The 11,605-nt window shown below is 75.1% G+C and carries 10 protein-coding genes; 9 read left to right on the forward strand and 1 reads right to left on the reverse strand.

Annotated features, from left to right (window positions below; all coding sequences use genetic code 11):
* The first annotated feature begins 61 nt into the window (after window positions 1–61).
* From PKE99_RS30970 to PKE99_RS31010, 9 genes are all read left to right on the forward strand, one after another.
* Complete coding sequence (locus PKE99_RS30970) at window positions 62–1,813, forward strand: MFS transporter (RefSeq protein ID WP_063739884.1); 1,752 nt, start codon at window positions 62–64, stop codon at window positions 1,811–1,813.
* 9 nt (window positions 1,814–1,822) lie between these two features.
* Window positions 1,823–2,308: a DUF2771 family protein gene (locus PKE99_RS30975; protein WP_051738222.1), complete on the forward strand. Its 486-nt coding sequence runs from the start codon at window positions 1,823–1,825 to the stop codon at window positions 2,306–2,308.
* Between the two features lie 257 nt (window positions 2,309–2,565).
* Window positions 2,566–3,498: an NAD-dependent epimerase/dehydratase family protein gene (locus PKE99_RS30980; protein WP_231498420.1), complete on the forward strand. Its 933-nt coding sequence runs from the start codon at window positions 2,566–2,568 to the stop codon at window positions 3,496–3,498.
* Between the two features lie 4 nt (window positions 3,499–3,502).
* A complete protein-coding gene (locus tag PKE99_RS30985) occupies window positions 3,503–5,521 on the forward strand; it encodes a hypothetical protein (RefSeq protein ID WP_051738221.1) in 2,019 nt (672 codons plus the stop codon).
* A complete protein-coding gene (gene pelF, locus PKE99_RS30990; protein WP_051738220.1) occupies window positions 5,518–7,428 on the forward strand; it encodes a GT4 family glycosyltransferase PelF in 1,911 nt (636 codons plus the stop codon). Before PKE99_RS30985 ends, pelF begins: the two co-directional genes overlap by 4 nt.
* Entirely contained in the window at window positions 7,425–8,894 is a 1,470-nt protein-coding gene (locus PKE99_RS30995) for a hypothetical protein (RefSeq protein WP_037052944.1), read from the forward strand. Before pelF ends, PKE99_RS30995 begins: the two co-directional genes overlap by 4 nt.
* Window positions 8,891–9,556: a spherulation-specific family 4 protein gene (locus PKE99_RS31000; RefSeq protein WP_037052941.1), complete on the forward strand. Its 666-nt coding sequence runs from the start codon at window positions 8,891–8,893 to the stop codon at window positions 9,554–9,556. Before PKE99_RS30995 ends, PKE99_RS31000 begins: the two co-directional genes overlap by 4 nt.
* Window positions 9,553–10,395: an endo alpha-1,4 polygalactosaminidase gene (locus PKE99_RS31005; protein ID WP_197040869.1), complete on the forward strand. Its 843-nt coding sequence runs from the start codon at window positions 9,553–9,555 to the stop codon at window positions 10,393–10,395. The genes PKE99_RS31000 and PKE99_RS31005 overlap by 4 nt, the downstream gene beginning before the upstream one ends.
* A gap of 56 nt (window positions 10,396–10,451) precedes the next feature.
* Window positions 10,452–10,784 carry an EthD family reductase gene (locus tag PKE99_RS31010; RefSeq protein WP_051738219.1) on the forward strand — a complete coding sequence of 111 codons (333 nt, stop codon included), beginning with the start codon at window positions 10,452–10,454 and terminating at the stop codon, window positions 10,782–10,784.
* Window positions 10,785–10,860: 76 nt separating this feature from the next.
* Here PKE99_RS31010 and PKE99_RS31015 read toward each other — a convergent pair whose 3' ends face one another.
* Window positions 10,861–11,247, reverse strand: a complete 387-nt coding sequence (locus PKE99_RS31015; RefSeq protein WP_197040872.1) for a cold-shock protein — start codon at window positions 11,245–11,247, stop codon at window positions 10,861–10,863.
* Window positions 11,248–11,605 lie beyond the last annotated feature (358 nt).

The following is an 11,605-nucleotide window of genomic DNA, read 5'->3' on the forward strand; positions in this document are numbered from 1 at the left end:
CGTGACGCGATCACCGCAGCGGAGGGCCGCGCCGGCCCGGTCCGCCGGGCAGAATGAGGGCATGGCGCGCGATCACCGGACCGGTTGGTGGGGCGGGCGCGCGCGGCGCTGGGCCACCGCCGACGGCGCGCCCCACCAGCGTCCCGAGCCGGAGCCGGCGCCCGAGACGCCGCGACCGGAACCGCCGCCCTACGTCCCGACCGTCCGCCGCCGCTACCCGTGGCACGACGACCCGGACTACGACCCCACCGAGTACCGCCGCGAGCCCGAGGGGCCGACCCGGTTCGCCGAGTGGATCGAGCAGGCCCCGGCCGACGACCCCGCACCCACCCGCGCGCCCGGCACCGGGCACGGTGCCGCGCCCCCGCCCGGCACCGGGCACGGTGCCGCGCCCCCGCCCGACCCCGGCCCGGAGCAGCCCGGGGAGCAGGCCCCGCCCCCGCCCCGGATGCCGAAGAAGCTCACGGTCACCCGGGTCGCCGCGCTGCGCAGCCGCCAGCTCACGGGCGCGGCGGTGAACACGTTCCGCCGCGCGGCCACGGCCGACGGCGCCGACCGCTCCGGCCTCACCTCGCTGACCTACGCCTCGATGATGGACTACGCGGTCGACGCCGCCGTGGCCGTCGCGCTGGCCAACACCCTCTTCTTCGCCGCGGCCACGGCGGAGAGCAAGACCAACGTCGCGCTGTACCTGCTGATCACCGTGGCCCCGTTCGCCGTGGTCGCACCGGTGATCGGGCCGCTGCTCGACCGCCTGCAGCGCGGGCGGCGCGCCGCGCTGGCGGTGGCCATGCTCGGCCGCGCGGTGCTCGCCGTGGTCATGGCCCTGAACTACGACAACTGGATCCTCTACCCCGCCGCGCTCGGCGCGATGGTGCTCAGCAAGTCGTTCACCGTGCTCAAGGCCGCGGTCACGCCGCGCGTGCTGCCCGAGGGCATCACCCTGGCCACCACGAACTCCCGGCTGACCACGTTCGGCCTGATCGCCGGCGCCGTGTTCGGCGGCATCGCCAGCGGCGTCGCCTACCTGTTCGGCTCGCCCGGGGCGCTCTACTACACCGCCGCGCTCGGCGTGGTGGGCGCGCTGCTGTGCAGCCGGATCCCGCGCTGGGTCGAGGTCACCGCGGGCGAGGTACCGGCCCGGCTGCGGAGCACCCGCCGCCCGCGCCGCCGTCCCGTCGGACGCTCGGTCGTGGTCGCGCTGTGGGGCAACGGCGCCGCCCGCGTGGTGACCGGCTTCCTCACCCTGTTCGTGGCGTTCGTCGTCAAGGAGCAGGCGCAGGGCGACGCGGCGCAGCAGCTCTACCTGATCGGCATCATCGGCGCGGCGGCCGGCGTCGGGTCCTTCCTGGGCAACGGCGTGGGCTCGCGCATCCACTTCGGGCGGGCCGAGGCGATGGTCATCGGCTGCGTGTCGGCCGCCTGCGCCGCGGCCGCGGTGGCCGCCGTGCTGCCCGGCATCCTCACGGCCGCGATCGTGGGCCTGGTCGCCGCGACCGGGAGCGCGCTGGCGAAGGTCTGCCTCGACGCGGTGATCCAGCGCGACCTGCCCGAGGAGTCCCGGGCGTCGGCGTTCGGCCGCTCCGAGACCGTGCTGCAGCTGGCCTGGGTGTCCGGCGGCGCGCTCGGCGTGCTGCTCCCGCACAGCGGGTTCCGGCTGGGGTTCGCCGTGGTGGCCGCGGTGGTCGCCGTCGTCGGGATCCAGACGGCGCTCGTGTGGCGGGGGAGGACGCTGGTCCCGGGCCTGGGTCTGAAGGAGCCGCTGCCCGAGCGCAGGCCCGCCCCGTCGGAGGCCGCGTCCGGCGCTCCGTAGGCTGGTGGCGTGTCCCGGACCCGCCGGAGCCTGCTCGCCGCCCTCACGCTGACCACCGCCGTCGTGCTGGCCGGATGCGGGAGCGACGAGAAGCCGCAGGTCACGTGGGCCGCGGGTGCGGCCACGCAGTCGAGCGGGCCCGCGCAGTTCTGCGACCTCAAGATGAAGGACTGCAGCAACGACGAGGCCGCCCAGGCGCGGCTCGCCGTCCCGGCAGGGACGCCCGTCGAGGTGACCGTGCCGGAGGAGGTCTCCGAGGCGCCCTGGTCGGTGGTGTTCTCGTACACGGGCCCGGACGGGCAGCGCACGGACGGTCGCAGTCCCGTCTTCGCCCCGAACGCACGGACCAGCTACACGCTCACGCTGCCCGAGCCGGGCGACGTGCTCGGTACGGCCCAGGTGCAGCTGCTCGGCGCCGCACCCGTCGCCAACCCGGACACCGGCGAGCTGGACTACCCCGCGCGCGCGACCTGGGTGCTCGTCGCCCAGCAGTGAGCCTCCGCGCGACCGTGCGCCGAGTGCGTGTTCTGCCTCACCCTTACGGCCCTTCCTTCTGACTCCGCTCGGCCGCGTCCTGGACCGAACGGCGTATCCGCACACCTCCGTACAGCCTCACTCCGCCCAGGAGTCGTAACAGAGCCCGCTTACCGTCCGATGGGGATTCAGAGGGCTGAACCGGTTGAAACTGCACATACCGGACAGCCGAACCGAGCGACCCGGGGGGATTCGTGGCCGCGAGTACGCGTGCAGTGGTGGTGGGTGGAGCCGGCTTCATCGGCTCGTCGATCGTGGAGCGCCTGGCGTCGGGGGGCGCCGAGGTCCTCGTCGTCGACGACCTGAGCCGGGGGCGCCTGGAGAACCTGAAGGGCCCCGGCGCGAGCGCCGAGCTCGCCGAGATCGACATCCGGGACGCCGACGCGCTGCACCGGAGGATGGTGGCCTTCGGGCCCGAGGTCGTGTTCCACCTCGCCGCCCAGATCGACGTGCGGGCCTCCATGGCCGATCCGGCCGAGGACGCCTGGCGCAACGTCGTCGGCTCGGTCAACGTCTTCTCCGCCGCCCACGCGGCCGGCGCCCGGCGGGTGGTCAACACCTCGACCGGCGGCGCCATCTACGGCCCCGACGCCCCGGTGCCGACGCCCGAGACCGCCCCGACCGAGCCGCTGTCCGCCTACGGGCTGAGCAAGCGCACCGTCGAGACCTACGCCGACTGGTTCCGCCGCGCCAAGGGCCTCGACGTCGTGACGCTGCGGTACGGCAACGTCTACGGCGAGCGCCAGGACCCGAAGGGCGACGCGGGCGTGATCGCGATCTTCTGCGACGCGGTCCTTGCCGGCACGCGTCCGACGGTCTTCGGCGACGGCTCGCAGACCCGCGACTTCGTCTACGTCGGCGACGTCGCCCGCGCCAACCTGGCCGCGGCCGAGGCCGAGGGCCCGCTGCGGCCGGTCTACAACGTCGGCACCGGGCGCGAGGTGAGCATCCGCGAGCTGATCGCGACGGTCGCTCGCGCCGCGGGCGCGGACCCCGCGCTCGCCGAGCCGGTCCTCGCCCCGACCCGCGCCGGCGAGGTCCAGCGCAGCTGCCTCGACGTCCGGGAGGCCCGGCGCGATCTCGGCCTGCCGGAGCCGACGGCCCTCGAGGAGGGCCTGCGCCGCACCCTCGACTGGATGCGGAGCCTGTAGACCGGTGTTCCTCGCAGTGACGCGGCGGCCGCTCGGCCTCGCCGCCTCCGTCGTGCTGCTCGTGACCGCCCTGCTGCTCGCGGGCACGGGCCCGGCCTCCGCACGGCCTCCGGCCGCCGGCGCCCGGATCGACCTGCAGGTCCTCGTCGTCACGAACGGGTCGCGGGAGGTCGAGGCCTTCCACGACGCGCTCGACACCACCGGCGTGCCGGTGCAGGTCGTCGACCTGGCCGATCCCGCACGCCCGCGGATCGACGCGGCCTTCCTGGCCGACCGGGCCGACGGCCGGGCGCGCGCCAAGTTCCAGGGCGTCGTGCTGCCCGGCCCCGCACCGAAGGAGCTGTCCGCGGCGGAGCTCGCCGCGCTGCACGCCTTCGAGCGCCGCTTCGACGTCCGGCAGATCTCCGCGCTCGCGGCGGGCGGTCCGGCCGCCGGCACCGACGAGCCGGCCTTCCGCGGTGCGCTCGACGGCCTGTCCGGCCGGATCGGTGCCGACGCCCTCGGCGCCGAGTTCGGCTACGCCCGCGGTCCCGTCCCGTTCGAGGACCCGAGCCCGCACCCGGACAGCTGGGCCGAGGCGGCCCGGTCGCTCCCGGGCGTCCGGCCGCTGGTCACCGTCGACGCGCCCGGCGCCCCGCGCGGGCTCACCGTGGCGGGGATCCGCAGCGACGGCGGCCGCGAGGAGCTGGTCCTGACCGTCGGCTACGGGGCGGACTCCTCCCAGTTCCAGGTGCTCGCGCCGGGCATGGTCCGGTGGCTCACCCGCGGCGTGCACCTCGGTCTCGAGCGGGCCTGGTTCGCGGTGCACATCGACGACGTGCTGATGCCCAACGCGCGCTGGGTCCCCGAGGCGAACTGCACCGCCGGCTCGGACTGCCCGCCGGAGGTCGGCCCGCGCCCACTGATCCGGATGACCGCCGACGACGTCGCCTTCGCCGTGGACTGGCAGCGCCGGCACGGCTTCCGCATGGACATGGCCTACAACGGCAGCGGCAGCGTCGCGGCCGCCCCCGGCGCCGCGGACCCGCTCACCGACGCGCTCGTCGCCGCCAAGGGCGAGTTCGGCTGGATCAACCACACCTGGTCGCACCTGTACCTCGGGTGCATCCGGGACTTCTCCGTCACCCCGTGGGAGTGCGACGAGGTGCCGCTGTTCGGCTGGACCCGGTTCGTCGGCGAGCGCACGATCGCCGACGAGATCCGGCTCAACATCGACTTCGCCCGGCGGCACGGCCTGCCGATCGACGAGGCCGAGCTGGTCACCGGCGAGCACGGCGGGCTCGCGAAGCCGCCGCGCATGCCGGAGGACAACCCGAACCTCGCCGACGCGCTCGACGGCACCGGCGTCCTCACCCTGGCCTCCGACGCCTCGTCGGAGCCGGACCAGCGGATGGTCGGCGGCGCGAACACCGTGCCGCGGCACCCGATCAACCTGGACTTCAACACGGCCACCGAGGCCGAGACCGTCGACCAGTACAACTTCATCTCCACCTCCCTGGCCGACGGCGGCGACGGGACCTGCGAGGCCGACGGCAGCTGCATCACCCCGGCCGACCCCGTCACCGGGTTCCGGGACGTCGTGGTGCCGGCCGAGGCCGACCTCGCGCTGCGGCACGCCATGGCCAACGACCCGCGCCCGCACTACGTCCACCAGCCGCAGCTCACCGAGGACCGCACGCTCTACCCGATCCTCGAGCGCGTCCTCGGCGACTACCGCGCGCTGTTCACCGAGGACCGGCCGCTGCTGGTCCCGACGATGACCGCGACCCGGGACGTGCTGAACGGCCGGGCGGCCTTCGCCCGCGCCGTCGGCGAGGGCCGCGTCGACGCCTACGTGGTCGACGGCGTGGTCCACGTGACCACGGACGGCCACGTGGACGTGCCGCTGACCGCCCCGCCCGGCACCCGCGTCGAGGGCGCCGGGGAGTTCGGCGACGCCTACGGCACGGTCCGCTCCGGCTGGTTCGCCGTGGACGGCCCCCGGACCCTCACCCTGCCCACCACGACCGAGGAACAGCGATGAAGGTCTCCCTCGTCACCGAAGGCACCTACCCGATCCAGTCCGGCGGCGTGAGCGGCTGGTGCGAGCAGCTGATCCGCGGCCTGCCGGAGGTCTCGTTCGAGGTCGTCGCCCTGTCCGGGTCGGGGCGCGAGCCCGCCGTCTTCACCGTGCCGGACAACGTGACGGCGGTGCAGCGGATCGGCCTGTGGGCGCCGCCGCCGCGCGACCGGCGGGTGCCGCGGGCGGTCGGGTCGCGCTTCGCGATCGCCTACGAGGAGCTGCTCGAGGCGATGCTGGGCGACGGCCCGCACTCCGCGGCCGGCTTCGAGTCCGCCGTGCGCGCCCTTCACGCGCTCGCCGCGGAGACGCCGCTCGTCCCCCTGCTGCGCGGGCAGCGGGCCGTCGACCTGTTCGTCGACGTGTGGGCCCGGCACCGCACCGGGGACGACGAGGCGCTCTCGGTCGGCGACGCCCTCGCCGTCACCGAGCTGATGGAGCACTTCCTGCGCCCGCTGGGCATGCCGGTCCTGCGGACCGATCTCGTCCACGCGACGGCCAACGGGCCGGGTGCGCTGATGGGGCTGCTCGCGAAGTGGGCGCACGGCACCCCGGTGCTGCTCTCCGAGCACGGCGTCTACCTGCGGGAACGGATGCTGGCGATCCGGCGCAGCGGGGACTCCCGCGCCGCCCGCGCCGCCCAGATCCGGTTCTTCCTGCGGCTCACCGAGCTCTGCTACCGGCACGCCGACCTCGTCGCCCCGGTCTCCGGGTTCAACGGCCGGTGGGCCCGACGGGGCGGTGCGGCGCCGGAGCGGGTCCGCACGATGCACAACGGCGTGGACCCCGCGGCCCTGCCGCTGCTGACCGAGGAGCCCGCCGAGCCGACGATCGCGTTCGTGGGGCGGATCGACCCGCTCAAGGACATCGAGCTGCTGGTCACGGCGTTCGCGCAGGTCCGGCGGGCGATCCCGGCGGCGCGGCTGCGGCTGTTCGGCGGCGTCCCGGCCGGCAACGAGGACTACGCGCGGCGCTGCGAGGCCCGCGTCTCCGAGCTCGGGCTCGGTGACGCGGTGACCTTCGAGGGCCCGATCTCGCCGGTGACCGAGGCGTTCCGGCGCGGGCACCTCGTGGTGCTGTCCAGCAGGTCCGAGGGGCTGCCGCTCACGATCATCGAGGCGGCCATGTCCGGTCGCGCGACGGTGGCGACGGACGTCGGCGGGATGGCCGAGGCGGTCGGCGACGGCGGGCTCGTCGTCCCGGCCGGCGACGCGCCCGCCTTCGCCGCCGCGTGCATCCGGCTGCTGCGCGACCACGAGCTCCGCCACGAGCTCGCCGGCCGCGGCCGCCGGCGGGCGCTGGAGCTGTTCACCCTGGAGCGGTTCGCGGAGAACTTCCGGTCCGTCTACGTCTCGCTCACGCAGCGCCGCCCGCTCCCGGCCCACACCGGCGCGCCGAGCGTGGAGCTGCCCGTGCCGGCGGGGGCCCTCGCGCCCGCGGTGTCGGTGCGGCCGGCCGCGCGGCTCTCGGAGCGCTCGCCCGTCGGGCCGGCCGAGCCGGTCGAGGTCCCGACCGGCCGGATCGAGGCGGTCCCTGCCGCGACGTCGGCCCCGGCGTCGGCCCCCGTGCCGAACGAGCCGATCGAGGTGCCCACCTCCCGGATCACCGCGGTCGCGGCCGCCCAGGAGGAGCCTGTGGAGGTCCCGACTTCACGGATCACCGCCGTGGCCGAGTCGCTCGACCCGCCGACCGCCCGGATGGCGCGGGTCCCGGAGCCGCTCGACCCGCCGACGTCGCGGATCGCCCCGGTCGCGCCCCGCACCCGGATCCCCGCGCAGGCGCAGCGCCCGGCGGGGAAGCCGCGCGGGCCGGTGCGCCCGCCGGCGCCCCGGTCCTCGGAGGAGCGGGTGCGGGTGGGTGAGGCCGGATGAGCCGCGCGCCTCACGCCCCCGGCCCGCGCCGCCCCGCGCTCTCGCCCGAGCTCGCGGACGCCGCGACCACCTCGACGCACCCCGCCGAGGTCGCCGTGACGCTGGAGAGCGTCGGGATCAACGACCGGGTGGCCCGGGAGCGCTTCGGCGCCCGGGACGTCTTCGCCCTCGCCGGGTACGCCGGCGCCGCCACCGCGGGCCGCCCGCGGACCGAGCCGCTCGCGGACCCGCCGCCCGCCCCGGCGCTGCCGCACGGCCCCGGGTCCAGCCCCTGGTTCCACCTCCGCGGGCTGCTCTACGCGATCCCGGCGCTGGTCGCGCTGTCGCTGCTCCCGGCCGGCGACCACGTCGAGTCCGGGCTCCTCATCGGCGGCCTCGCGCTCAGCTGGGCGCTCGGCTACGGCGTCAGCTACGTCGCCTGGTCCTACCTGGGCGCGCTCGACGTCCCCGCCGCCCGCCGCTTCCTCCGCCGCGCGATCGCCGCCGGCGCCGCCCTGGCCACCGTGGTCGCCGTCGTCGCCGTGTTCGGGTCGCTGGTCTGGACGATGACCATGCAGGTCACGCTCGGGACGGTGGCGCTGCTCGTCGGGCAGACGGTGTACCTGCTCTCCGCCGCCACCCTGCTGATGACCGGCAACGAGGCGCGACTGCTGATCGCCCTCGCGCCGGCGGCCCTGGGCGCACTGATCAACGCGGTCGACGGCGAGATCGCGGCCCCGATCGCCGGCCCGAGCGAGCCCGGCCGCGGCTGGGAGCTCGGCTGGCTGGCCGCGACCGTGCTGCTGGCGCTGGTGTTCGCGGTGCTGGCCACCCGCGGGGCGGCGCGGCCCCGGCAGCCGCTCCCGCGCACCACCTTCGTCAGCGCCGTGCTGCAGGTCGCGTACGGGCTGATGATCGCGGTGCTGGTGCTGTACCCGGCGCTGTTCGAGCTCGCGGTCAGCAACTACGACTCGCTGCCGCTGTCGGTCACCCTCGCCGCGCTGCCGCTGGTGCTCGGCATGGGCGTGGCGGAGACGCTGCTGCACGACCACCGCGCCCTCGCCGCGCGGCTGCTCGCCGGGTCCCGGACCACGGCGGAGTTCGCCCGCCGGATGCGCCGGGCCATGCTGCGCGCCCACCTGCAGTTCACCGCGGCGCTCGCCGCGATCACCGTGGCGCTGGGCGGGCTCAGCGCTGCCCTGTTCGACCTCGACGACATCCGCTACGTCGTCCTCGGCGTCGACTACCTGATCCTGGGCACGGCGGTCTTCTCCGGGATGGTCCTCAACCTGCTCGGCCGGATCGAGACGGTGCTGAGGACGACGGGCGCGGCGGTCGCGGCGCTGCTCGCCTTCCAGCTCGTCGCCGACCACGACGTCGACGACGTCACGGCCGTCACCTGGCAGGGCGCCGTCGCGACGGTCCTGCTGGTCGTGCACGCCGTGCTGGTCCGGCGGCACGCGGGCACCCCGGTCCACCACCGATGAGCGACGGCGTTCCCGCCTACTTCCACCCCGACCGGGAGGCGGCGGACTGGGCCGGGCTGACGGCGGCGGCGCGGGCCGGCGCCGTCGGGATCGTGGTGGTCAACCCGGCGTCGGGCGTCGGCACCGGGACGGACCCGGCGTACCGGCGGGCCTGCGCCGACCTCGCGGAGATCCCGGGCATGGTCGTGGCCGGGTACGTCGACACGGCGTACGGCGCCCGGCCCGCCGGTGAGATCGTCGCCGAGGCACGCGCCTACGCGCAGCGGTACGGCATCCGCGGCGTCTTCGCCGACCAGGTGCCGTCCGGCCGCGACCACCTGGCCGCCTACGCCGCGCTCGCGGCCGACCTGCGCACCGCCGGACTCGGGCCGCTGCTGTTCAACCCCGGGGTGCGCCCGGACGAGGGGTACCTGGAGATCGCCGACGTCGTCGTGACCTTCGAGGGGTCGTGGGAGACCTACCGCGCCGAGCGGCCCGTCGAGCGCCGGACCGGCCGGGCCCGGACGTGGCACCTGGTGCACGGAACCCCCGCAGGGATGATCGAGGCCACCCGTTCGTGGATGGTCCACGCCGGCGTCGACCACGGGTACGTCACGGACCGTAGGCTCCCGAACCCGTGGGACGGGATGCCGCGCACGACCGGATCGGCGGTCGTCGCGTGAACGCTCCCGGACGGGAGGGGGCGGCGCTGGTGCGGATGCTGCGCAGGCTCGCCGGCGTCGCGGCCTCGATCGCGGTGTCGGCGGCGTGCTCGATCGGGTCGGGGCCCACCCCGGAGGCGACCCCCGAGTCGGCGTCGGAGCCGGGGACGGGCGGCGACACCCGCTGGCAGTACCAGCTGCAGGGCGCCGTCGACACGTCCGTGCCGGCCAGGACCTTCGTCATCGACCTGTTCGACACCCCGGAGTCGGTCGTCGAGGAGCTGAAGGCCGGCGGGCGGACCGTGATCTGCTACGTCAACGTCGGGGCGTCGGAGGACTGGCGCGCCGACTCCGCCGCCCTGCCCGCCGAGGTCCGCGGCACCGAGCTCGCGGACTGGCCGGGCGAGTTCTGGTACGACGTCCGCCGCGCCGACCTGCTCGAACCGTTCCTCGCCAGCCGGTTCGACCTGTGCCGGGAGAAGGGCTTCGACGGCGTCGAGGCCGACAACGTCGACGGCTGGACCAACGACTCGGGCTTCGACCTGACCGCGGAGGACCAGCTGGCCTACAACCGGCTCGTCGCGCGGCTGGCGCACGAACGGTCGCTGACGATCGGGCTGAAGAACGACCTCGACCAGGTCGCCGAGCTGGAGCCGGACTTCGACTTCGCCGTCAACGAGCAGTGCGCCCAGTACGACGAGTGCGACAAGCTCGAGCCGTTCGTCCGGGCCGGGAAGCCGGTCCTGCACGTGGAGTACGGCCTGGGCACCGGCGCCTTCTGCGCCGAGACCACGGGGATGGGGTTCGAGTCGATCCGCAAGCCCCGCGAACTCACCGTTCCCCGAGAGCCCTGTCCCTGATGCCACTGCCCCTGATGCCACTGCCCCTGACGCCGAACGTCTGTTAAGCAGAGGGCATGTACACCCTCTACGCGTTCTGGTCGGCACCGCAGCCGGAGGACGAGGCGGCCTTCGAGGACTACTACGCGGCCACCCACGTGCCGCGCGCCTCCGCCGTCCCCCACCTGTCCTCGATCGTCACGACGCGCACCGCGGACGGGTTGGAGGGCGGCGAGCCCGCCACCTACCGGATCGCGATCATGAGCTTCCCGGACCGGGAGGCGTACGAGGAGAGCACGAAGTCCCCGGAGTGGGCCGCGATGCGGCAGTGCGCCGGCGACATCATCGAACGGTTCGGGGTGAGCCTCACCGTGTCGCTCGGCGAGCCCGTGGAGGGCACGCCGGGCTGAGCGCTCCTCGCCCGTGTGCGGGGAGTGGTGCCGGAGCACCACTCCCTGCCCACGGCGCTCAGCCGGCTCAGCCGGCTCAGCCGTCCAGGTCGCGGGCCACGGCCCGCACCACCTCGGCCGCGAGCTTGCACGTCTTGCGGTCGGGGTAGCGGCCGCGGCGCAGGTCCGGCTGCACCCGCGAGTCCAGCAGCTTGATCATGTCCTCGATGAGGCCGTGCAGCTCCTCGGCCGGGCGGCGCTTGGCCTCGACCACCGAGTGCTGCGACTCGACCAGGCGCACGGACAGCGCCTGCGGGCCGCGCCGGCCCTCCGCCATGCCGAACTCGACCCGCTGCCCGGCCTTGAGCGCGTCGACGCCCGCAGGCAGCGAGGCCTTCCGGACGTAGACGTCCTCGCCCCCGTCCTGGGAGAGGAAACCGAAGCCCTTCTCGGCGTCGTACCACTTGACCCTGCCGGTCGGCACCCTGCTCACCCGTTCCTCGTTCGGTACCGCACAATCCCCGCCGTACGCCCCGCGCACGACGAACGCGCCCCGGGTTCCCTGGTCCGCCGCACACGGGTGGTGGGCTCGCCGAGCGACACCGGGACGCGCTGTCCCCAGCCTAGTCGCGCGAACCGGCCCGCGCACCGTCGTTCGGCGCCCGCCCTGTGAGTGCCGATAGTCGCTCTGGCGATCATCGCCACTCACGAGCGGTCAGGCGTTGCGGACGGACGCCGCCTCGTGGAGGTCGAGGATGCCGACGGACTTCTCCCGCATCTCGACCTTGCGGACCTTGCCGGTCACGGTCATCGGGAACTCGTCGACCACCAGCACGTAGCGC

It is taken from the genome of Pseudonocardia halophobica, from assembly GCF_027922425.1.
Taxonomy (GTDB): Bacteria; Actinomycetota; Actinomycetes; order Mycobacteriales; family Pseudonocardiaceae; genus Pseudonocardia; species Pseudonocardia halophobica.

Coding starts and splice junctions, on each gene's coding strand:
- PKE99_RS30970 (WP_063739884.1), top strand. CDS start 62: ATGGCGCGCGATCACCGGACCGGTTGGTGGGGCGGGCGCGCGCGGCGC.
- PKE99_RS31000 (WP_037052941.1), top strand. CDS start 8,891: ATGAGCGACGGCGTTCCCGCCTACTTCCACCCCGACCGGGAGGCGGCG.
- PKE99_RS30995 (WP_037052944.1), top strand. CDS start 7,425: ATGAGCCGCGCGCCTCACGCCCCCGGCCCGCGCCGCCCCGCGCTCTCG.
- pelF (WP_051738220.1), top strand. CDS start 5,518: ATGAAGGTCTCCCTCGTCACCGAAGGCACCTACCCGATCCAGTCCGGC.
- PKE99_RS31010 (WP_051738219.1), top strand. CDS start 10,452: ATGTACACCCTCTACGCGTTCTGGTCGGCACCGCAGCCGGAGGACGAG.